Source organism: Neiella litorisoli (assembly GCF_014773395.1).
Classification (GTDB): Bacteria; Pseudomonadota; Gammaproteobacteria; order Enterobacterales; family Neiellaceae; genus Neiella; species Neiella litorisoli.
Genome location: NZ_JACXAF010000009.1, coordinates 146,686 through 166,247 on the forward strand (window position 1 = coordinate 146,686; position 19,562 = coordinate 166,247).

Here is a 19,562-nt window from a genome sequence, read left to right on the forward strand (position 1 = left end):
GTTCGTACCCGTCCACTCTAAAGCAGGGGAATGATCGGTGCTGTCACGACTTTTTCGCAGTGATCATCGGCTAGGACATATTGATATTCATCATTGGTGCAGGTTCGCAAGGCTGGCTCTGTCACTGTCGTAACGCAACTATCGCCAGATTCCACCATTCCTGCTGGGCAGCCATTGTCCGATGGCGGTTGCCGGTCAATTTGTAAGCATGAATAACCGCTCAGCGTACCGCCATCAGGACAGACCCACGTCGGCGGTTCCTCCAGCCAGAATTCACATAGGTTGGTCGAACTATTGAATTCCCATGGCGTCGTATGACATTGCTCGTGAGGCATGGTTCCACCGGTCGTCTTTACGCATTTTTCGGCGGTAAATCCTCCATATCGAGTCTCAAGTTCCCATCCGGAGGGGCATGTTCCGGATTTATCTATCGGACTGCCAACAAAGCAATAATTGCGCCCTCCATCGTGGGGGTGGCTTTCAGGGCAGCTACCGTCTAGATTTTTCGGCGTGGCCCCTGCCCGACAACCACCTTCTGGTTGCCGGCCATATCCCTCTGGGCAATCGATTTGCCGGATCTCAAAACATAGCTCACCATTATAATCATCGGTATTCAACGAATTATGGCCGGATGGAAACGCTCCAGACGCACAGCGGTACTTATCATAATTGTGATTGCCAAAAATATACTGGCGCCAGCCTTCACATTGGCCGGAACGTGAATTGTAATCAACTCGCCCGCAATCTGGTGATGCACTATATGATGTATCCGAAACGCATTCGTTGGCTTGTTCATCAAGCGTATAACCTTCAAGACAGCTCGATGGAACCGCATCATATCGAGTGACATCTTCGCATAGTGCTGCGTTTCCTTGGACGCTGGTGCCGCCATCATCACAGTAGTGATCTTTGCTCGCGGTGAGTGTTTTCTCACACCGTCCCGTGGCGTCGTTGTACGTGTAATCGTTCACTGAACAACCGTACGCAATGGGTCTAGTGTTAGCCTCTTTTAAGCAGTTCTCGTGATAGGCATCGAGAAACCAGCCAGTATCACATGAACCTGGTGTGTTATTCGTGGGACCGTTTTTGCACCAGTGTGTCGTAAGTCCGGTGTTGGCTTGGTACCAACCTTCTGGGCAAGGTTCATCTAAGTCAAGTTGAATGCGGTCGACATCGCAATCGCCGACATAGCCGGGATGGTATCCTTCAGGGCAGTTTACTGTGCCAATCAGGTGGCATTGCTCACGAGGAGGATTTGCATAGGAGTCGCGTGAGTAACCAGGCGGACAGTTTGTAGTCACATAGGACGTCGTCGACGTCTTCTTTTCGCAGCTGTTACCATCGGTGTTTGAGTATCCGGCGGGACAGCGATAGGCGGCAGCAACCACAGTGCGCTTCTCGCACTCATCGCTTTGTTCGAGATAGGTGTCGTTACCTTCGCAGTTACTGGTTTTACTAATAGCCATCTCGCGTGAACACTTGTCACCATTCAGGAAATAGCCGACGAATAGTTCGCAACTCCAGATCGCAGGCTGAATATCGATGCTTTTGCAAATGGATTCATCGCTCAACTCGTAACCTGATGGACACCAAGTTGCTTGTACTGTGTCAATACCCACCTTCCATGACGCAATGCCTTCGACATGATCGCTGTTTGGATAGATCGGGATCTTGAAGTACCCCGGCGTCAGGATTTCAATATCGACCAGCTGGGTGATTCCGGGGGGGATCGAGCGGCCATTTACCACAATGCCAAATGGACTGTCTTCGGCGACTCTTACTCGCAGTGTGTTGATGCCTCTGGCGAGTAACCCTTTGCTATCTTTGATGTCATTAACCTCAATAAAAGCCATTGGCGAGCCATCTTGGTAGACAAATGATTGCGCGAAACCGAAGGTATCTTGTATTCCCATGTCGATATCGGATGCCCACGTTGTTCCTATCATCAATGCAGTAAGAACTGCGACTATTTGGCGAAACATACTGACTTCTCCTTGTTAGATCGCGACAAATGGCTCAGTGACCAGCATCTCGCACTGACCCTCAACGCGGTTGTAGATGAGCCCTTCGTTGCCGCAATCGGCACGTGCACTAACTGTCACCGTTTTGCGACAATAACCGTTATGCTGGTCAGCATAATCAGTCGGACAACCATCTTCTTGTTTCTGAACATATACATAGCGCCAGCAATTTTGCTTATCCAAGGTATAGTTTTCGGGGCACACGTAGCCGTGTGGCTCGGTGCTGATCAGTTCACAGTGCCCGTCGACTTCAGATTTACCGTCGTAACAATGTTTGGTGGCTGCTACGGTATTGGTTTGTTGGCAGTAGCTTCCAACAAGGGCCCACCCGTGATCACAAGTTAGCGAGTAAGGCGTCGTAACAAGCTGGCTACATCGTTCGCCATCAAGAGAGTAAGCACTTGGACATGTTTTATAGGCGGGTTTACTGAGTATTTGCTCACAACTTGTGCCCACCAGCGACCAGCCTGTATCACAGCTGTATGAAATTGCGCTGCTAGCGGTATGAGTACATCCAGATTCGGTTGTCGCCCAGCCACTAGCGCAAGATGGAGTCGCTGCGACAGTATCGAGCTTTCTGCATTGCTCTCCGGATAGAGACCACCCGCTGTCGCAACTGACCGAGTACGCCATGGTTCTGAGCTTTGAGCAGCTAGTCCCATTAAGTGTCCACCCAGTTGGACATGTTTTGGTGGCAGTAGTGGTTAACGTTCTCAGACAGTTAGTACCACTCAGGGTCCAGCCACTAGAGCAACTGTACGTATAAGAATCGTTGTTGATGATCGTTTTTTGGCACTGCGTACCGTTGAGGGTGTAGCCCGATGAGCAGGTTTTCGTTGCTGCGATCGTATTAGTTCTTGAGCAGCTGGTGCCATTGAGGCTCCAACCACTGCCGCACGCATAGTCATAACCATCGGTCACTGTTTTTGTGCAGGTGGAGCCGGACAGGCTATAGCCGCTTGGGCAGACTTTACTTGCAGTCGCAGTGTAGGTTCGTGAACAAGACGTACCAGACAATGACCAACCAGAAGCACACGAATGGTCATAACCATCGGTCACTGTTTTTGTGCAGGTGGAGCCGGACAGGCTATAGCCGCTTGGGCAGACTTTACTTGCAGTCGCAGTGTAGGTTCGCGAACAAGACGTACCAGACAATGACCAACCAGAAGCGCACGAATAGTCATAACCATCGGTTACTGTTTTTGTGCAGGTGGAACCGGACAGGCTATAGCCGCTTGGGCAAACTTTATTTGCAGTCGCAGTGTAGGTTCGCGAACAAGACGTGCCAGACAATGACCAACCAGAAGCACATGAGTAAGAGATACTTCTCAAGGTGAAACGTTCACACTCTCCGCCATTGAGTGCGTAGCCGTTCGAGCAAGTAGCTGTCGCGGCTGAGCTGATAATCTCTTGGCAATAAGTTCCATTTACTAGAGTGCCGGATGGGCAAGATAGCCCTTCGGCTGGGTATAGTTGGACCAAGTCGCACATGGTTCCATTGAGAACCATTCTGACGTTTGGGCAGCTATATGTCGGTGTCTGAGTGGTTCTTTTTGCACAGAAGTCCCATGCGAGGCTGTAACCACTAGGACAGCTTTTGGTCGCTGCTTCTGTGCTTGTTTTGGAGCAGGTGGTGCCTGATAGGGTGTAGCCGCTATTACAGCTCAGGCTATAGGCCGTCGAGACTAATTTTTGACAAGTCGAGCCGGAGTCCGAGTAGCCACTAGGACAGCTTTTGGTCGCTGCTGCTGTGCTGGTTTTGGAGCAGGTGGTGCCTGATAGGGTATAGCCACTATTACAGCTCAGGCTATAATCCGTCGAGACTAATTTTTGACAAGTCGAGCCGGAATCAGAGTAGCCACTAGGGCAGCTTTTGGTCGCTGCTGCTGTGCTGGTTTTGGAGCAGGTGGTGCCTGATAGGGTATAGCCGCTATTACAGCTCAGGCTATAGGCCGTCGAGACTAATTTTTGACAAGTCGAGCCGGAGTCAGAGTAGCCACTAGGACAGCTTTTGGTCGCTGCTGTCGTCGTTGTCTTAGAGCATGTGGTACCTGATCGCGTGTAACCACTACTACAGCTATAAGTGATCGATGTAGTCACGACCTCTGATTTGGTACAGTTTGTCCCGGTATCTGCGTAGCCATTTGGACAGCTTGCCGCGGCAGTGGTTACCGAGCCTTTGGTGCAAGTTGTTCCGCTAAGTGTCCACCCCGATTCGCACTGATATGCGACGGTTTGAGTGTCAGTCCTTTCGCAGCGATTACCATTGAGCGAATATGATGCGTCGTCACAACTCCGGTCTGCTGCTACCGTATAGTTCATTTCACATGAGGTGCCACTGAGTGTCCAGCCGCTAGCGCATTTGTACTCATATGGCTGCGTCGTGATCTTTTGGCAAACGGAACCGGTGTTGGTCATGCCAGTCGGACAGCTTTCATCGGCCGCTACGGTATTTGACTGGGTGCAATTCGTTCCGCTGAGAGTCCAACCTGTGTCACACGTATAGCTATAGGCGACCGTGAGGGTGTCCTCACACCGCTCACCGCTCAGACTTCCGCTTGAACACACTTTGTCTGCAGCAACGGTGTCCGTTTTCGAGCACTGCGTGCCATCGAGCGACCAACCAGTCTGACACTGGTAATCAAGCGGTGCGGTATCAATACGCTGACAATCCGAGCCGGCATCGATGAAGCCTTCAGGGCAAGTGGCTGTCGCGGCTTGAACATCTTGTTGACGGCAATCGCCCCCACCATAATCGATCCAACCAACAGGACAGGATGTGGGCATCGGCAACTCATGGATCTGAATGCATTCATCGCCTTCTGCGAGGACAAAGCCCGCTTCGCATTGCCATGTAACAGCTTCTACCAACAGTTTTTCGCAGTGATCACTCTGCTCGTTGTACCCTGTCGCAGTGAAACCATCACGGCACCAGTCGGCAATAATGTCATCAATGGTTGCTTCCCATTGGAGCCGGCCGGTGACATTATCGCTAGCAGGATAAATCGGCAGCTTGACTCTGCCGGGGGTGGTGACATTGATGGTTACAGGCACTTCATGCCCTGGCCAAATCGTGGCGCCATTAACGACAATGCCGTATGGCGCATCAGCGCCTAGGCTAACGCGCATAATGCTTTCGCCACGCGCAGGGGCTCCGCTATCATCCGACAAACCCGTACCCTCGATATACGCCATCGGTTCGCCATTGGCATAACTAAATGAGCGCGGTTTGCCGAAGGTCTCTTGCGTACCCATGTCGATTTCATTGGCTGCTACGACGCTGTGCAGGCACAGGAGCAACAGAGCTGTCAGACGATAGAGCATTGCTTTATCCTTAAAGTCCACTTGTCATTGCAACAGACCCTACGCCAATTCGAATGCAATTAACGGTCATCTATCGAGCCAATTTTTCCGATAATTGATGCATTGAGGTATTTCGTAAGGCTCTGCTCCGTAGGCAGGTCAGATTTGTCCGTATTTGACGCTTGCCGAGTGCAGCAATGTCGGATCGCGACACCCGTCAACTAATTGGTCGTACCGAGACAAAAAGCATTGCTGTCTGCCACAGACGCACGTTAAGTTTCTTAACAGCGACAGTCTTGGAGGATTCGCATGTACTTGAATTTAACCCCGTTGAATGCAGACGAGCTGCCCATTCGTCAGTGCTTTGATGTCGACCAACCAATGCGTCCGGTATTGCATGACATTCTTCGTCGTGCGGCACGCCCGAACCCGGATGTCTACGAAGTCGTCCAAGACCTGTTGGCCTTGGCCCTTTGGGTGCCAATTCACAATGGCAAGAATTTATTGGCATGGCCTGTAAGCCATCTGATTGTGGAAGAAGGGTTCGCCTTGTTACCTGAACTTGTCTCTGCGTGCTCTGAGCACTCCATCAAAGTCCAGCTATATGATGGTCAAACGGTTAATCCGCTTGTTGATGGTCACAACGGAGCGACGGTCGTTCGGCTGGCCGGTTAGGCCATCAACTCAGTTGTCTTGGCACTCCAGCAAGTTCTTGCTTGAAGCGTTACAGTCGAATATTCCGTTCACTGATTTAACCCCAAGCAATATCCGGAAAGCATGCCCATTCCGGTCCTTACCGCCAGATATATACTAAGGTTCCATGTTGCTCCCAAGTGTAAACCCCACTCCGATCTAAAACCGGAGACACCTGCGAAGCCGCCTTTTCTATTTATTTTTATTTTTTATTATTTTTTGGTTTTGTTTCGGGGCGGAATGGTGTGAGCCAGGGAGAGTAGTGGTTGTTTCCTACTTGGAACCTTAGTATACAATTATGGTGTAGATGGCCAGTGAGGCGAACCTGATGGATACAGTACAGGCGATTAAATTAGCGTTTTACGAAGTGAACGAGGCGGTTAAGGCTCTGCGTGAGTACGTACTTGAGCAGCCTGTTGTGGCCAGTCACTTTTTTGAAATTCCGCCAGTGGCTCGCGAAGGTATTCGCAATGTCACCACCGCGATTAACGTGACACCGGTTGCCATGCCCATTGCGGTGAGCGCTTGTACCCGCGCTTATGGTCGTTTCTTTATGGCCAACGATCTGTCGACAAGCTATTCCGGTTTGTATCCAGGTGTCGTGCAGTTGCCTGCTGCTTGCCGTGACGACTTGGCTGCATTGCTCTTGCAAGTTGAGCACAAAAAGCATCAGTTCAAAGCACTGATCACCGGCGCTCGCAAACAAGGTCAAGCGCGCTGGGAGTTAGTGCATGAACAAGCCTTTGCCGGCGAGCTGCTCATGACCTTGCATGTCTATCGCCAGATACCTGCCCTACTCAATGACAGCATCATTCAGTCTGTTGGCTGGACCTGGAAGCGCCAACCGGTCAGGGAAAAAATGCCGCGAGGTGAAATGACCACACGGATCGCCATCCAGAAAGAGACTACCGATGATCCGCTGTTAGAGCAGGTGTTTGCCGACGCGATCACGGTGCTCAACAGGTTTGCCGAAGACCGAATGGTCTACAAGTTTTACCCTGATGTATTGGTGCCCATGGTTAATGTGAAACGCCAAGCCCCAGTACCGGCCAATGTGCCCGCCAAACAGATGAAAGCAGGTCACTTGCCGTTGTTGATTTGTTCGGACGCTCCGATCCGCTATAACCTCATGCGCAGCTACGTGCCCAACGGTGGACGTGTCAGGAACGATGGTCGAGCTGCTAAATGGCGGTCTGTGTATTCGCCATTGTCACTCTACGTGGCGGATTAAGCATTTCTTACCACCGAGTATGATCGACTTCAGGTGCGGTTGTAGCTTGAGCGGCTGATATTGGCGAAGTTACACGCCTTGAGCACACTCAAACCAAAGCCAACCAAGGATTGGGCACAGTCTTTTTTTGCTGCTGTCATCATTGCCGAAAACTCCAATCAAATCTGCCTCAGCTTAGGGGAAGTGGACAGATCGTGATAGTTAAGGAACGGCACTTATCCTATGTTGTTAAATGCTTTTCTGATAAGTTCAGGAGCGAAGGAATCCACTCAGAATAAGGAATTGTTTATGTTCAAAAAACTCTTAACCGGACTCGCCATGATGTCGCTAGCGACACAAGTGTTTTCCGCTGGTCGCGCAGAGAATGTTACGATTAGTGCCATTAAAGTCGTCGATAACGCTGTTTTCATTAAACTCGACGGGAAAGTAAGCGACCAACCAAAATGTGCAACCAACGTTGCCTACCCGTTTGCACTCTATACCGCAGGCGATATTTCGGCCAAGGTGATAGTGCTCAGAAGCAATGAACAACGAAAGCAAAGTAACCATTACCGGCTTAGGAAAATGTGTATCCACTAAAAGTGACGCGTTTCTCGATTATTACGACACTGGAAGTGAAGCGATTTGGGCGGTAATTGCTAGCGCACCATAATAATAATCGACAAGCCGCTGCCCTTCAGCGGCTTTTTACCCCTCTTTTTTTGCTAGCGGCCGATGAACGGGCTGACATCGACGATGTCCACCTCGTCTTTTTTTAGCAAATAGTAGTCACTAACCTTTTTCACTTCCGCGCCATACTTGTCCTTGATGCTGGCATGAATCTTAGTATGACGGCTGAGTACACTCGTTAGAGACCTTCCGCCATTGAAAAACTTCAATGGATATTTCGTTCCAACCACATAGAGATACTTTCGCTTTGACGTTTCATATTCAGCAAGCTCAAAGAAGTCTTTGAAAATGCCGTTTTGCCTGATGGATTCAGAGCCACCTTGCCAGTCAATGAACTTGTACTCAGCAATTCGTAAATTGGTTTCCAGATCGAATCTTCGCCCTGTGTTTCCCGCCCCAAGCGAGACACTTTCAACCAGCTCCCCCTCATCAAGTATTCCGTCCAGAGATTTGAGTATGCCTGCTGCGTGAATAATGACGTTGATCTGTCCGGCCAATCGTTTCACGCTCAAGGCAGAATCCATAAAACGGTCGTTAATCTGATTGGTAGCACAAAAGTCCGCAATGTTGTCCTGAGATGCACCGATGACGTCACTTTCAATCTTGGCTAGGCTTTCCGTCAGTGAGTCGCCTTGAAACCGCTCTAAGGCACGCAATGCCTCTTCAATTGTCATGATCTATTCCGTTGATTGGTAAGTCACTGTAGAGGGCGGCAGGCATTCTGGAAAAATCCGCCAAAATTTATATAACTTCATGATTATAGGGGTTTCGTACTCACTCAAAGTCGAATTTATACGGAGAAGCACCATAACATTCAATAACTCATATTTATCAACTGTGAGCTTTTGCAAGAGAACAGGTGCTCCCAACATCTCGAATGGTATGTATATACATAGTATGTACTACAGTACGAAATCATAATGTGATGATCGATTCCGTTGAATAGCAGTGAAGGCCTGCAACTCGACAGACAGGCCTCCGTTTCCAGCGACAACTCAGTCAAAGCAGCGCAATAGGGAAGCTTCGCTACTTAACAGCTCCATGGTGACCAAAACCCACGTAACCGACAAACGGCCACAAATCTGCCCCAAACTGCACACTTCGGAGCATTTCAGCGTTTAAGGCCCAAACGGCACATCAACACCTATTTCAGCACCGTTGAGCAGAGTTCGACATCGTTCAGCATGAGCCACAGCACAACCCGGCATAAAAAAGACACGTAACAGCATGAAATAACGTGAAATTACCTAAATATGACGTAGTAAAAAGCCGCCCTTTTCAGCTAAATTACTAAGCATCGAAATGAATCGAAGCAATGAAATTGAGAGCGCACCAATGAGCAGAACCAAAGACCAATTTATCCAAGAGTTTGGCGGATTCGATGTTAGGGAAAATACAGTTATTACCCACGAAAGACTAAAAAAAGCAGCTGAACTGCAACGCGAGCCCTTAACGGCGGAGTCGTACAGACAAAATAGTGATCCAAAGAAATGGGGGATCGGCATGTAAGGTGTGTGGGTTTCACATTATCGACGAGTGTATTTGCCCATCATGAATCATATCTCTGCCTACTTAACTCAGAGCAGGCGGCAGCGAAGGCAAATGGCCCGCAAATGCGGGCGAGTGGATTGACTACCTTGGTCTAGAACCATGACGCTGTTAGCTATCCGCCACCCCAAGCTTTTGAAGGAACTCAGGGCCATATTTATATTGGCTGTTAATGCTGCTTAGTGAACCTGGGGCGTAAGGCTTAAATGGCTCGGTATAACTGCGGCGAATAAATGCGGTTGAACCGTTACGAAACTCAACATACAAACGGTCATCAGACATTACCGATAAAACCAGCGCGACCGTATCTACATGTAACTGGATATTGTACCCATGCCGGCGATGTGTTCTTGCAATCACAACATATTCGGGCTCTTTGGCGACACCGAGTGCATCGCAGAGCGCATCTTGCATCGTTTTTCTGTCACTCTTTCGGCGCAGATCAAGAGATTGATTGACAGCTAAAATCGTTTGGATGGTTTGCCATTCTGCCAAGAGATCGTTTCCTTATTGCCCTAAGAGTGGGTATCGAGTTGTTGCTCCCAACGCATAGCTATGGTGGCGTTTTGCAGATCAGACACTGAATCTAGTGTGTTTGAAATTAGCGCCTTCTTTCCCTTGGCCGAACGGACCAACAACTCGCAGTATGGACGCATTGCTTGACTCTCTAATCTGTCATGAATCGCTTTGGATACAGCATTCATCTGCTCGGACGTCAGTGTGCAGCACTTGCTATCAACATCAAGCTGCTCAGGCGTAATGCGTGTTTTGTAAAGATTACGAACGACAGGTTTCCAGTCATACGAGACGGTTCGTGCTTGCACAGTAACAGCAAGCTCTTGATTATCTTGAGCCTGCATCAACAGGAAATGGATATCCGGGACAGTTTCCTCGTCTAATGCCAATCGTTTGGCTCTGAGTTTAGTTTTATGGTTGAGCCCTTCTCCCCAAGAGGAGTTCAACGCCATCTTTTCAGTCAGCACAGTAATGGCAAGTCGTTTGCGATCATCCATCACCGCAACGCAATATTCGTGCTTCTCAGGAATGAAAATGAGATGGCCAGAGCGAACACTCTTTGCATCGAAACTATGACCAGTACCTTTTAGCCAAACAAATCGGCCTTGCTCCAACATTCCCGTAAGCCAATCGGTGTCGACGCCAAACCTTGTTTCTAAGCGCTCGCTGGCATGGTTGTGTACTGATACATCATTTGCCATAACTCCTCCTTGAATGGCAACTCTTAGCAACTAGTGGGGGCGGGAACCATTAGTGTATTTGTCATATTCAAGGCGCCCTGTGCAATTGGAGAACTGTCGTCCTAACAATGCTTTTCAAATTCTTTGCGGTGTATGTAGTGGTTACTAAATCGATTATTTGCCTCTACTGCTTGCAGCTGCGCATTGCTTACGAAACCTTCAGCTCCAACCATTCATGGGATTGTTCACCGCATTTGCCATACACATACTGCATCACCAAACGCGCGGCAGGTTACGACTGAATTCCTGCCTCCACTGATAGAAAAGGTTTGTCATTAAGAGGAATATGCCTCGCACACCAACTGACTTGGGCCATAGTATGCAAGATTCCGACTTGTCTAATCGGTCTTGATCCAAAGAGGATTGTAGGTATCTGAATCTTCGTGTTGCTTGGTCAACCTTTGATCCTTTCCAACCTGTTCTTTACAGAGTGAATCCATTTTACTTACTGCTTCAGAATAACCCTTAAGTTCAAAACTAATCGGCTGTTGATTTCCGATTTTTACAAGAACATTTTTTCCGCTGGATAACTGCTGAGCGAGCTTCTCAATATCGCCTTGCTTGTTGCTGTTAGTAGAACCTTCTTGCATGACTAAACGCAAATGCTCAACCTCTTTGTTAACTTCTCCGAGCTGATAGAAACTGAGCGTTTGATTAGAATCAACCCTGAATTTCAGGTTTCTAAGAAGATTACGGCTCCAGCCCTCTTTGGTGTCATGTATTACGACTCTGGGAGCGAGGTATTTTGCATATTTTTTGAAACCACAGGTCAAAGAAAGATATTTCCCATCAACTTGTTCGGACTTAAACGACGTGTATTTCTGGTCTGTGAATGGATCAGTTTTTAAGTTTTGCTGCCACTGAGCAACGGCAGAGTTGCTAACGAATACGAATATTGCAGGAACGATTAAACGTTTAAGCATGGTTACCTCTAAATGTTAAGCAGACGTTTTTGCTACTGCACTGAACCAAACATCTTCAGACCATTTTGCTGTGTTTTGACTTGTTCTGGCTTCTATTGAGCTTCCGATTAGTCCGTATGCTTGTTGAAGCACTTGATCGGCGCTTTCCCTATATGAACTCCTACTCATTTTAAGAGATTTGCCTTCAAGGTTTTTGATATAGATGTATTTTTCATCCTCTGAAACTTGGGACAGGATGCCAAAGTGATTCCATTTATAACCGCTCATATGGTTGCCTTAGTCCTGTTCGGACAGTTTTTCAACGCTAAATGTTGATTTGTAATCATCAAACACCATGCCGCATTCGTCATTTTCAGTAGCCATCAGTGCGCCAGTGGTAGCCAACATTAAAGATTTTAGGACTAGCTCTTTCTGGTCTTCAGAAGACGAAAATCGTGCCTCTAAAACATTAATGACTTCATCAACTGCATCGCTTACATCTGCCATTTGAAACCCTTTCTCTTAAAAATCCAAAATTCCGGCGATTCTGGCTTCGCTAACCAGAGCTTCAACATCAAAAACAGGGGTTGGGTCTAAGTCGCCTGAATCATCTTCTTTCAGCAAAATTTCGAATTGCCCACCTTCCAGACCTTCTAAAATCCAGTTGATTAGCTGCAACTTCTTTTTCTGGTTGAGGCGCATCGGTATTCCTTAGTCTATCGTTCGCTGATTTTTAGCTGCGGATTGTCATCTAGGAACTGCAAGCTCTTGTTGAGCTGATCTGCTAGTTCGCGTGCCGCCTCAATGCTGATTTCTTTCCGCAGTGTTGGTTCTGAACCGATGTAATCACCTCCCCGACCAAACTCAAGCAATACGCTTTTGACGACTCGCTTGCCGTTCTGGTTATCTTCAAGTAAAGACGCTTCTACGACCTTAACTGGTAAGCCTTGCCCCATTAGTTTTCCTTTAATCCTGATGCTGGCTGACAACTGCCATTGCTTTTGATGCACTTGCAAATACATCTGCCCACTCTGCGAGAGAAAAATCTTTTGCTAAATCTTCAGGGCGCACGTTTCCCGAAGCTAACGGGAAAAGTTCACTCACCGTTCTACGTTGTTTAATTTCTCTAATAAGATCTGTTGCAAATTTCTCTCGGCATTTTGGGCAAGGTACAAACTGAGTATTTTCCCAATCTGTTAATGGTTCGGGACTATACGGCACCCGATGATCCATGCCTGCTATCCACCAAGCCACGCAGCAGTTGGGATAACCAAAAGCCCTGCCCAGAATGGCATACGACTCGAATTGATTGGGCGAATCTAGCTGCATATCGGGGGAGTCCTTACTCTGAAATTTCCACGTTGACGTTATAGCCTGGCAGATCAATGCCGTTGCTATCCAACGATTCAATAACATAATCTACAATGTCGCTCTGCGACATTTCCCCAAGACCTGCTTCGATCAGCTCTGCCTTAGATGTTTGAATGATGATTTTCATAAATACCCGATTCCCTTGCTATCTCCAACTAGCAAACAAAGCTAACAATTCTCTATTTTTACTGTGCGCACGATTCCCGAACAACAGATTGTTTTCAAATTGCACTTGCTCAATACTTTCTTTTGACACCTTATATTTCGGCCCATCTTCTATTTCGAAGCACTCATAGGTATCGCGTTCCCCCACAAAGTTACATTCCCAAAAGAAGACCTCCTGTAACTCCTCTCCTGACTCAAAATCTGCCCAATAACTACCAACCATAAGTCCGCTTCCATCCTTATGCTTATCTAGCCAAGTAATGAGTGTTTTCCCATTTTCATTGTCCGCAAATGACGGCCTAATAATCATTGGTTCACACAGGTTTTCTGTCCGACTGCTAACTAACCGCTCGTAATAGCCTACTTCGTCGTTAAGCTTAAGGTGTTCTATTCTTTCTTCATAGCCATCCAGAAGCTTATCCGCCATGGCTTGAGGTACATATTGAGAAGAGTAGTTCCAACGCTGAAGTTCGAGTTGATCCCGCACCCAATAATCACTCATTACTTCGCCAACATGTATGCAAGTAATGATGGCCTCTAACTTAAGGCGCTCTTGTTCGATAGAGGAGTGTCTAGAGTTATCGCCCAAAACAAAAGGGCTAATCAAGAACAATAGTAACGATAACGTCATCAACGCTCTAAACATTGGGGGTTCCTTGTTAATTATTAGGCTGATAGTTAATAGTTAAATGAGCCACGCTCTCTTAGATCGAATAGTGCCGCTTTAATGATTTGAGAATTCGCATCATCTTTGATTGGAGATAAAAACAATGTTAGTGCGACTTCTTCAACTGCCCGCGTCATGCCTAGCGCCTCGATTTGCGTTTGACTTAAATAGCAACAAACCGCCTGCTGCAAATCCGCTTGGCTATATGACTCACGCTCAATATCTGCTCCTTTAGACACGCTGCTCTGATTGAGCACGTCGACGTCACATTTGACGTGCTTGCCAGTGATTGCGTGTGCAAACTGCTCGGCAGTGAGAGTGACTTTACACACGCCATCACCTTCACGATTTTCGACTTTCATGAAAAACTCGCCGTTCGTGGATTTGCTGATCATTACAGCACCTTGCTCTTGGCCCATTGCCGGTTTCCTTGTTCGCTAATCTTCAAAAAGTTTTTCTGCACCAATCAACGGGATCAGTCGCATTAACACATCATCCATCACACCACTTTCAGCAGTCGTGATCAGCTTGGCTTTTCGGTCAGCCCATGCCAACGTTTGAATCAAGCTAGCGGCAACCACCGACGGTTTATCTAAATTTTTCACCGGCACCTCAGTTGGGCCACCTCGGACGCTGGTACTAATTGGACAGATGATCACGAGGCCGGTGCGCTTGTTATATTCTTCGCTCGACAAAACAAGAGCTGGCCGACATTTGCCAATCTCTCGCCCTTTAGTTGGCTCAAAATCAAACCAAATTATGTCGTTGCGTTTGGGGGTAAATCCTGCCACTACTCGCCAAGCTCCTTGCCTGATACTGTCGCCAATTCATCCGCATGAGCCGTAAAAGCATCCAAGCCATTAACCAACTCTGCCTCGCTAAATGGAAAACGTTTCTTAGCCTTTGGTGCAGGCGCAATTACAAGCTTTCCAGCTTGAATCTGCACATCAATCTCAGCACCTTCGGAAAGCTGCAACTGTCGAGCAAAAGCAGCAGGAATAATACTTCCCAAACTGTTTCCGATTTTTCGCACTTGGGTTCTCATTGAAGCACCTGTATGAACATTGTTATTACATTAGTGATTGTACGGACTTTGAGTGGAGTGTCAACATTGTTATAACCTTGATTCCCTATTCAAAATTGTGGGCTACTACAATTAACCACAAACAACTAAATTGGCTTGGTGTGTTAATGCCCTGCAAAGTCTATTTGATAGTTAATGACCTAAATGGGTTCATAAAAATTGGTATCAGCTTCGATCCTCACAAACGAAAAAAAGCACTTGAAAGCGCTTGTGGCTATCGGCTGCGGTTACTTTCCGCTAGAACTCCGAAACGAGAAGCTAAAGAGGTAGAGAAAGAGCTTCATTTACTCTTTGGTGAAAACCGGCAGCTAGGAGAGTGGTTTAGCATAAGCGAAAGCGAAGCTAAGGCCGCATTATTGAAAGCTTGCGGCAATGGCATAAGCTGTACCACTAACACTAAAAGTTGGTGGCAACGTCGACATTTAAGGCGCAGGCGTTAAATCTTTATTGGCGCTTTAGTTTGGTAAATATTTTGGTGTGCAGCGTCAAACGCGACCAAATCCAAATCAGAATAAACTAACTGTGACTCAATACAGGTGTGACCTAAAACCCCCTGAATTGTTTCTTGATCTACTTGTTTTCGTCGTAAGGCATCAGTAACGCTACGCCGCCCTGAATGGCTTGAGCATTGTGGAAACCCAAAATGCTGATGCAGTTTGGAAAGGTGAGTTTGTAAGTTTGTGAAAACCAAATAGTCTTTTCCTTTTGACACCTTTCGAGTCGGAGCCCAATGCCCCCATGCGCCAGCATAAAATCTCGGAAACACGGGGCTATCGGGGTTTAGCCCTCGATAGCGTTTAGACGTTGTGGCCATAATGCTTTTTTCTAAACGGAGGTTAAGCCATGCTTCTAGCGCATTACGTTGTTGATGGACGACGACCGGAGCAATAGTGGGCAAACTTCCTTTTGTGGCTGCGGCACGAATCCGTGTCATCGCACAAAGCTGACCGTTCGGATACAAAGCTTCTTTAATCAACCACCCAGCCACTTCTACAGCACGAAAAGCAGACCCATAGCACATCCATAACATGCACTGATCACGCGCCACCAGCACCGGATCTTTATCCTTTAGATCTAACCGCATTAATAGGGTTTGAAATTCTTTCGGTGTGATCACCCCCGCCTGCTTTGGTCTCCAGCCAGAGGGAGGGTGAAGTATTTTGCTGAGTGATCCGACCAAGGCTATTCCCCCAATTTCAGTAAAAGCCTTTCTCAAAGCGTTTTTGAACACTCAGATAACAATAGTCAATGAAACTGGGGGGAGTAAGGAAACGCGAGAGTATGAATCTTTGCTAGCCCATAAGTCACCCACGAATTAATTCCCGTTAACGTCGCCGGGCAGTAATAACAAACCCAACAGTCGAGGTTCCCGATTCATGATCTTCGGAACCCTTAAAGGCAACGTAGGCATGGATTGGCGTGACAGATACAACATCATATCCATCCTCTGCTAGCGCGTTTGCTTCTAATTCAATCGTTTCTCTAGCGGTAGCAAAGTCAATTTTCAGCCCGTACTTTAGGCCCTTTAGCGTCTGATCACTTTTGACACGCTCACACCCAAGATCAATGGTCCGGCAAACCACCCGCGGCTTTGCGTTGAGTTCCTTTAAAAGCAGCGTTGTGGCCTGGGTTTTCATGTTGGTCACTTTGCTTTCCGCAGAAAGGTAACCTTGATTGAATAAGGCTTGAAGCTGTGACAAAACCAATGGGCCTGTTATGCCACTGGGTAAACTATCCAAAACCATGTAGGTTGGCTCTCCCACTGGCGCAGAGATATTTAGGTGCGAGATCGTATTTGGGGCATGCTCAAGCGCTGCTATGGGTTGCTCTTTATAGCTTGGTTGGACTGATGGTGGGAGATCGTAGTGTGGCACTTCCACGGAAGGTGCCACCTGCTCACTGACCGCATTATCTGCTGTTTGCACAATACTGCTATGGGATAAGCGATGGACAATGTCACTTAATGACTTATGTCGAGCAAGAACAAGAGAGGCTGCTGCAAAGTCATCGCGGCTGAGCATTGTTTTTTTCGCTAACATGGTGCGTTCGTCAATCTCCCCCTCTAAAACCATCTTGCGTATCGTATTGCTATCAAACGGCCCTTCGCATGCGCCACTTGGTTGCTTGACATAAAGGCGAAGATTATTGCTGGTCAAGGCCATTTTTTCCCCCTAGCCGTTCGTCCTGTTCAAACCAACGTTTTGCACCAAGCAAGTAGCCTATTCGCTGGCCAGCCAATGCAAGGCGCTCAACTAATCGACTATTCAAGGTATCTAACCGCTGGCCTTTGGCATCATTGAGCAGCAACCGAGCCTGTGCAACGGATTCAGATGCCAGTGTTTGCAAATCAAAACCGGCATCCGTCTGCAACTCGATATCCAAGGAATACGACTCAAGGTTATCGGGCAACGATGGCCAATGACCGGAGCGTAACGCCTGCTCAAAGCTTAATTTGCAACTCACCGCATCCTCTTTTAAGCAAAGCTGTTGCTCCATCGGCTGACGCGCACAACTGCTATATCGAAGGACATTGAATGGATGGTGAGCTTGGATCACCAAGTAACTGACGAGCATGAGGCTGACGGCCCGACCGCTGGTATCACGATCATCGCCGGCCGCTTGGGCAAAGACGTTAATGGCTGCAAGGTTGGGAGCATAGCCATTGTCTCCGCATGAGGTGTACATCGCTTGACGCGCTACCACCAACGCGCCGCGCCCATTGGTGAGCTCTTCCAACGTTAACCCGCTATAACGCCGAGCAAGTTTTGGCATCGTTGCGCCCAGTAATTCATACAGCTTAGCGATAGGTTGTTGCTGTTGCCGATCGAGCCACACCATCGTCCATGTGAGCCAGCTACTATTCGGGTGCGATGCCTGTATGTCACTCAGTTCAGGCTGCTGAGTCATCGGCTGGCGCAAGATCTGCTCTAGTGCACTCCGCCGAAACCCATTGAGATAATTATTGGCTGTCTCAGCACTGAGAACGACGGCGTCTTCATGCCATTTGGCATAAGTTGTTTGGCTCAGCAGAAGGAAACTGACCATCACTGCAACTGGCCAACACCTACCAATCATAGCTTTTCTCATAAAGCACCACCTGCTGGTAAGCTTCCATCACACGATACAGGTACGTCACTCTAACTCTTGGCGTTCTTGAGTTGTAATCACCAACGCCTTCCCACAGCGACCCGTCGCGCTGTTGGATCTTGCGGTCAAGAAACCACATGGACACTTGAATGCTGGCGCATGGATCAAACACTAAGGATTTGGCATCGATATCCGGAAAATGCTGCTGGATCAGAGGCAGATTCATGGTGTTTATCTGGGCAACACCTAAGTCATAGGTGCCATTGGTATTGGCTTTAATCGTTCCTACGCGGCCGCCTTCGACCATCAACATCGCCTTGGCAACCGCTGGCGGGATCTCATACGCCGTGGCGTGCTGCTCAATGCAGCGCTCCATTATCTGCGGATTGGGTTCATAGGGCTCGACGCCCAACGCCAAAAGCATGTCAATCATAACTGTGCCAACGACCCGTTTGCTTCAACGACCATAGCATGCCAGCACGTTGGCCAAAGGTTGGGTCAATTACCCCAGCAAATTGTTGAATAGTTCACCAATTAGTCAGGCTTCATTTTGCTGTAATAGCCTCATAGCAAGGAGTTGATGATGGAAATCGGCCAAACAGTCTTATTTGAAATTGAGTCCGGCAAGGAATTTCGCGCAACCGTCACCAGAATTGACATCACCACCAACGAAGCATGGGTTGAAGATGAACGAAAAACACCATGGCGTGGGCCGCTGGATAAACTGCGGCCTTTTAAACCTGAGCCTTCTTAGCGCGACGGCTCTCGCTGATTACGCCTCTGTGGATCCCCTTGGGGCATCAGTGGCGCATCGGGTTGCAAACGATCTGCAACGCCATTTGGACAGTCAGTGCCAATTGCAGCTAACCAAGCATGAGATCATGGCCAATGCACCTGCGTTCGGTCAGCTCGCGGCCATCCTGCTATTTATCGACGATGAACAGCTTTATGCCCGTCAATTGGCAAAAGTTTCGTGCCCAATCTTGTCGTTTGCAGACGCCGTTCAAGCCCCAACACTAAAGGAGCCAACCTCATGATGCCTTATCACCACCGGCTGATCACTCATAACACCATCGTTAAGGGGGTCGCAGGTTTCTTCCTGATCTTGGGCATCATTGGTACCTGGCTGTACTTGGTCAACTACACCCACTACGGTACGCATTCATGGACGGTACTCGCGCCATGGGCAGTCGTTGCAACACTGGCAGGGCTTCGCGTTGTCATCAATCGGAAAGGTGAATTTTTATCCAAACAGTTGGACTGGTATGGTTTGCGTATCGGCCGGCGCTCGCAAGTCCGACTGACAACACCAGTTATTGAACTCACATCAATGAGCCGTCAAAAAGAGCTAGGGTGGCAGATCGGATACAAGTCACCATGGTTCATTGAGTCAGTCGCCCCCGACGATCACCATAACCATTGTCAGCGCCTTGCTCTGTTATTGGATTATCCCGTGCAACTCCCCTGTGAGCGAGTAACTGAAGTAGCGTTACAACCGCCCATGCTCAACCAGTAGCGCTTCATACCGGCCACTGCAACCGACAGGTGTTTTCGCTCGTTTTAAT

General features: G+C 48.1%; 28 protein-coding genes. 8 read left to right on the top strand and 20 right to left on the bottom strand.

Annotated elements, in window-relative coordinates; translation table 11 throughout:
* Positions 1–17: 17 nt before the first annotated feature.
* Entirely contained in the window at positions 18–1,982 is a 1,965-nt protein-coding gene (locus tag IC617_RS08750) for a hypothetical protein (protein ID WP_191144620.1), read from the bottom strand.
* 15 nt (positions 1,983–1,997) lie between these two features.
* The gene (locus IC617_RS08755) at positions 1,998–5,345 is read right to left on the bottom strand and encodes a hypothetical protein (protein ID WP_191144621.1); all 3,348 of its coding nucleotides are present in this window, start codon (positions 5,343–5,345) and stop codon (positions 1,998–2,000) included.
* 288 nt (positions 5,346–5,633) lie between these two features.
* On the opposite strand from IC617_RS08755, the gene IC617_RS08760 reads away from it, so the two are divergent.
* The 3 genes from IC617_RS08760 (at position 5,634) to IC617_RS08770 (ending at position 7,827) form a co-directional block, all read left to right on the top strand.
* Entirely contained in the window at positions 5,634–5,999 is a 366-nt protein-coding gene (locus IC617_RS08760; protein ID WP_191144622.1) for a hypothetical protein, read from the top strand.
* 346 nt (positions 6,000–6,345) lie between these two features.
* A complete protein-coding gene (locus IC617_RS08765) occupies positions 6,346–7,248 on the top strand; it encodes a DNA replication terminus site-binding protein (protein ID WP_191144623.1) in 903 nt (300 codons plus the stop codon).
* Between the two features lie 288 nt (positions 7,249–7,536).
* Positions 7,537–7,827: a hypothetical protein gene (locus IC617_RS08770; RefSeq protein WP_191144624.1), complete on the top strand. Its 291-nt coding sequence runs from the start codon at positions 7,537–7,539 to the stop codon at positions 7,825–7,827.
* A gap of 125 nt (positions 7,828–7,952) precedes the next feature.
* On the opposite strand, the gene IC617_RS08775 is transcribed toward IC617_RS08770, so the two are convergent.
* Positions 7,953–8,591 (bottom strand): hypothetical protein, encoded by a 639-nt coding sequence (locus IC617_RS08775; protein ID WP_191144625.1) that lies wholly within the window; start codon positions 8,589–8,591, stop codon positions 7,953–7,955.
* 661 nt (positions 8,592–9,252) lie between these two features.
* On the opposite strand from IC617_RS08775, the gene IC617_RS08780 reads away from it, so the two are divergent.
* Positions 9,253–9,426, top strand: coding sequence for a hypothetical protein (locus IC617_RS08780; RefSeq protein ID WP_191144626.1), 174 nt, complete (start codon positions 9,253–9,255; stop codon positions 9,424–9,426).
* A 150-nt stretch (positions 9,427–9,576) separates the two neighbouring features.
* On the opposite strand, the gene IC617_RS08785 is transcribed toward IC617_RS08780, so the two are convergent.
* The 13 genes from IC617_RS08785 to IC617_RS08845 form a co-directional block, all read right to left on the bottom strand.
* Positions 9,577–9,960: a hypothetical protein gene (locus IC617_RS08785; protein WP_191144627.1), complete on the bottom strand. Its 384-nt coding sequence runs from the start codon at positions 9,958–9,960 to the stop codon at positions 9,577–9,579.
* A 20-nt stretch (positions 9,961–9,980) separates the two neighbouring features.
* Positions 9,981–10,682, bottom strand: coding sequence for a hypothetical protein (locus tag IC617_RS08790; RefSeq protein WP_191144628.1), 702 nt, complete (start codon positions 10,680–10,682; stop codon positions 9,981–9,983).
* Between the two features lie 377 nt (positions 10,683–11,059).
* On the bottom strand, positions 11,060–11,644 hold the full coding sequence (locus IC617_RS08795) for a hypothetical protein (RefSeq protein ID WP_191144629.1): 585 nt from the start codon (positions 11,642–11,644) through the stop codon (positions 11,060–11,062).
* Between the two features lie 15 nt (positions 11,645–11,659).
* Positions 11,660–11,911: a hypothetical protein gene (locus IC617_RS08800; RefSeq protein ID WP_191144630.1), complete on the bottom strand. Its 252-nt coding sequence runs from the start codon at positions 11,909–11,911 to the stop codon at positions 11,660–11,662.
* A 9-nt stretch (positions 11,912–11,920) separates the two neighbouring features.
* Positions 11,921–12,130 (bottom strand): hypothetical protein, encoded by a 210-nt coding sequence (locus tag IC617_RS08805; protein ID WP_191144631.1) that lies wholly within the window; start codon positions 12,128–12,130, stop codon positions 11,921–11,923.
* 15 nt (positions 12,131–12,145) lie between these two features.
* Entirely contained in the window at positions 12,146–12,325 is a 180-nt protein-coding gene (locus IC617_RS08810; protein WP_191144632.1) for a hypothetical protein, read from the bottom strand.
* A 14-nt stretch (positions 12,326–12,339) separates the two neighbouring features.
* On the bottom strand, positions 12,340–12,579 hold the full coding sequence (locus IC617_RS08815; RefSeq protein ID WP_191144633.1) for a hypothetical protein: 240 nt from the start codon (positions 12,577–12,579) through the stop codon (positions 12,340–12,342).
* Between the two features lie 10 nt (positions 12,580–12,589).
* Positions 12,590–12,952: a hypothetical protein gene (locus IC617_RS08820; protein WP_191144634.1), complete on the bottom strand. Its 363-nt coding sequence runs from the start codon at positions 12,950–12,952 to the stop codon at positions 12,590–12,592.
* A 13-nt stretch (positions 12,953–12,965) separates the two neighbouring features.
* Complete coding sequence (locus IC617_RS08825) at positions 12,966–13,121, bottom strand: hypothetical protein (RefSeq protein WP_191144635.1); 156 nt, start codon at positions 13,119–13,121, stop codon at positions 12,966–12,968.
* An 18-nt stretch (positions 13,122–13,139) separates the two neighbouring features.
* Complete coding sequence (locus IC617_RS08830) at positions 13,140–13,805, bottom strand: hypothetical protein (protein WP_191144636.1); 666 nt, start codon at positions 13,803–13,805, stop codon at positions 13,140–13,142.
* A gap of 32 nt (positions 13,806–13,837) precedes the next feature.
* Positions 13,838–14,245 (bottom strand): hypothetical protein, encoded by a 408-nt coding sequence (locus tag IC617_RS08835; RefSeq protein WP_191144637.1) that lies wholly within the window; start codon positions 14,243–14,245, stop codon positions 13,838–13,840.
* An 18-nt stretch (positions 14,246–14,263) separates the two neighbouring features.
* Positions 14,264–14,617, bottom strand: coding sequence for a type II toxin-antitoxin system PemK/MazF family toxin (locus IC617_RS08840; RefSeq protein ID WP_191144638.1), 354 nt, complete (start codon positions 14,615–14,617; stop codon positions 14,264–14,266).
* A complete protein-coding gene (locus tag IC617_RS08845) occupies positions 14,617–14,871 on the bottom strand; it encodes an AbrB/MazE/SpoVT family DNA-binding domain-containing protein (RefSeq protein ID WP_191144639.1) in 255 nt (84 codons plus the stop codon). Before IC617_RS08845 ends, IC617_RS08840 begins: the two co-directional genes overlap by 1 nt.
* 146 nt (positions 14,872–15,017) lie before the next feature.
* Between IC617_RS08845 and IC617_RS19065 the strand changes: the two genes are divergently transcribed.
* A complete protein-coding gene (locus tag IC617_RS19065; RefSeq protein ID WP_191144640.1) occupies positions 15,018–15,350 on the top strand; it encodes a GIY-YIG nuclease family protein in 333 nt (110 codons plus the stop codon).
* Here IC617_RS19065 and IC617_RS08855 read toward each other — a convergent pair.
* From IC617_RS08855 to IC617_RS08870, 4 genes are all read right to left on the bottom strand, one after another.
* Positions 15,347–16,141 carry a tyrosine-type recombinase/integrase gene (locus IC617_RS08855; RefSeq protein WP_191144641.1) on the bottom strand — a complete coding sequence of 265 codons (795 nt, stop codon included), beginning with the start codon at positions 16,139–16,141 and terminating at the stop codon, positions 15,347–15,349. The genes IC617_RS19065 and IC617_RS08855 overlap by 4 nt on opposite strands.
* Before the next feature lie 94 nt (positions 16,142–16,235).
* Positions 16,236–17,072: a hypothetical protein gene (locus tag IC617_RS08860; RefSeq protein WP_191144642.1), complete on the bottom strand. Its 837-nt coding sequence runs from the start codon at positions 17,070–17,072 to the stop codon at positions 16,236–16,238.
* Complete coding sequence (locus tag IC617_RS08865; RefSeq protein ID WP_191144643.1) at positions 17,053–17,997, bottom strand: hypothetical protein; 945 nt, start codon at positions 17,995–17,997, stop codon at positions 17,053–17,055. The genes IC617_RS08860 and IC617_RS08865 overlap by 20 nt, the downstream gene beginning before the upstream one ends.
* A complete protein-coding gene (locus IC617_RS08870) occupies positions 17,975–18,430 on the bottom strand; it encodes a lytic transglycosylase domain-containing protein (protein ID WP_191144644.1) in 456 nt (151 codons plus the stop codon). The genes IC617_RS08865 and IC617_RS08870 overlap by 23 nt, the downstream gene beginning before the upstream one ends.
* Before the next feature lie 150 nt (positions 18,431–18,580).
* Here IC617_RS08870 and IC617_RS08875 point away from each other — a divergent pair, with 150 nt between their 5' ends.
* Genes IC617_RS08875 through IC617_RS08885 form a run of 3 tightly spaced genes read left to right on the top strand, consistent with a single transcriptional unit; the run spans position 18,581 to position 19,513 of the window.
* Positions 18,581–18,751, top strand: coding sequence for a hypothetical protein (locus IC617_RS08875; RefSeq protein ID WP_191144645.1), 171 nt, complete (start codon positions 18,581–18,583; stop codon positions 18,749–18,751).
* A 49-nt stretch (positions 18,752–18,800) separates the two neighbouring features.
* A complete protein-coding gene (locus tag IC617_RS08880) occupies positions 18,801–19,034 on the top strand; it encodes a hypothetical protein (RefSeq protein ID WP_191144646.1) in 234 nt (77 codons plus the stop codon).
* On the top strand, positions 19,031–19,513 hold the full coding sequence (locus tag IC617_RS08885; RefSeq protein ID WP_191144647.1) for a hypothetical protein: 483 nt from the start codon (positions 19,031–19,033) through the stop codon (positions 19,511–19,513). The genes IC617_RS08880 and IC617_RS08885 overlap by 4 nt, the downstream gene beginning before the upstream one ends.
* The last annotated feature ends 49 nt before the right edge of the window (positions 19,514–19,562 follow it).

What these genes read in the sequence shown, in the direction of transcription:
- IC617_RS08750 (WP_191144620.1), bottom strand. Translation starts at nt 1,982, where the DNA reads ATGTTTCGCCAAATAGTCGCAGTTCTTACTGCATTGATGATAGGAACA.
- IC617_RS08755 (WP_191144621.1), bottom strand. Translation starts at nt 5,345, where the DNA reads ATGCTCTATCGTCTGACAGCTCTGTTGCTCCTGTGCCTGCACAGCGTC.
- IC617_RS08760 (WP_191144622.1), top strand. Translation starts at nt 5,634, where the DNA reads ATGTACTTGAATTTAACCCCGTTGAATGCAGACGAGCTGCCCATTCGT.
- IC617_RS08765 (WP_191144623.1), top strand. Translation starts at nt 6,346, where the DNA reads ATGGATACAGTACAGGCGATTAAATTAGCGTTTTACGAAGTGAACGAG.
- IC617_RS08770 (WP_191144624.1), top strand. Translation starts at nt 7,537, where the DNA reads ATGTTCAAAAAACTCTTAACCGGACTCGCCATGATGTCGCTAGCGACA.
- IC617_RS08775 (WP_191144625.1), bottom strand. Translation starts at nt 8,591, where the DNA reads ATGACAATTGAAGAGGCATTGCGTGCCTTAGAGCGGTTTCAAGGCGAC.
- IC617_RS08780 (WP_191144626.1), top strand. Translation starts at nt 9,253, where the DNA reads ATGAGCAGAACCAAAGACCAATTTATCCAAGAGTTTGGCGGATTCGAT.
- IC617_RS08790 (WP_191144628.1), bottom strand. Translation starts at nt 10,682, where the DNA reads ATGGCAAATGATGTATCAGTACACAACCATGCCAGCGAGCGCTTAGAA.
- IC617_RS08795 (WP_191144629.1), bottom strand. Translation starts at nt 11,644, where the DNA reads ATGCTTAAACGTTTAATCGTTCCTGCAATATTCGTATTCGTTAGCAAC.
- IC617_RS08800 (WP_191144630.1), bottom strand. Translation starts at nt 11,911, where the DNA reads ATGAGCGGTTATAAATGGAATCACTTTGGCATCCTGTCCCAAGTTTCA.
- IC617_RS08805 (WP_191144631.1), bottom strand. Translation starts at nt 12,130, where the DNA reads ATGGCAGATGTAAGCGATGCAGTTGATGAAGTCATTAATGTTTTAGAG.
- IC617_RS08810 (WP_191144632.1), bottom strand. Translation starts at nt 12,325, where the DNA reads ATGCGCCTCAACCAGAAAAAGAAGTTGCAGCTAATCAACTGGATTTTA.
- IC617_RS08815 (WP_191144633.1), bottom strand. Translation starts at nt 12,579, where the DNA reads ATGGGGCAAGGCTTACCAGTTAAGGTCGTAGAAGCGTCTTTACTTGAA.
- IC617_RS08820 (WP_191144634.1), bottom strand. Translation starts at nt 12,952, where the DNA reads ATGCAGCTAGATTCGCCCAATCAATTCGAGTCGTATGCCATTCTGGGC.
- IC617_RS08825 (WP_191144635.1), bottom strand. Translation starts at nt 13,121, where the DNA reads ATGAAAATCATCATTCAAACATCTAAGGCAGAGCTGATCGAAGCAGGT.
- IC617_RS08830 (WP_191144636.1), bottom strand. Translation starts at nt 13,805, where the DNA reads ATGTTTAGAGCGTTGATGACGTTATCGTTACTATTGTTCTTGATTAGC.
- IC617_RS08835 (WP_191144637.1), bottom strand. Translation starts at nt 14,245, where the DNA reads ATGGGCCAAGAGCAAGGTGCTGTAATGATCAGCAAATCCACGAACGGC.
- IC617_RS08845 (WP_191144639.1), bottom strand. Translation starts at nt 14,871, where the DNA reads ATGAGAACCCAAGTGCGAAAAATCGGAAACAGTTTGGGAAGTATTATT.
- IC617_RS19065 (WP_191144640.1), top strand. Translation starts at nt 15,018, where the DNA reads ATGCCCTGCAAAGTCTATTTGATAGTTAATGACCTAAATGGGTTCATA.
- IC617_RS08860 (WP_191144642.1), bottom strand. Translation starts at nt 17,072, where the DNA reads ATGGCCTTGACCAGCAATAATCTTCGCCTTTATGTCAAGCAACCAAGT.
- IC617_RS08865 (WP_191144643.1), bottom strand. Translation starts at nt 17,997, where the DNA reads ATGAGAAAAGCTATGATTGGTAGGTGTTGGCCAGTTGCAGTGATGGTC.
- IC617_RS08870 (WP_191144644.1), bottom strand. Translation starts at nt 18,430, where the DNA reads ATGATTGACATGCTTTTGGCGTTGGGCGTCGAGCCCTATGAACCCAAT.
- IC617_RS08875 (WP_191144645.1), top strand. Translation starts at nt 18,581, where the DNA reads ATGGAAATCGGCCAAACAGTCTTATTTGAAATTGAGTCCGGCAAGGAA.
- IC617_RS08885 (WP_191144647.1), top strand. Translation starts at nt 19,031, where the DNA reads ATGATGCCTTATCACCACCGGCTGATCACTCATAACACCATCGTTAAG.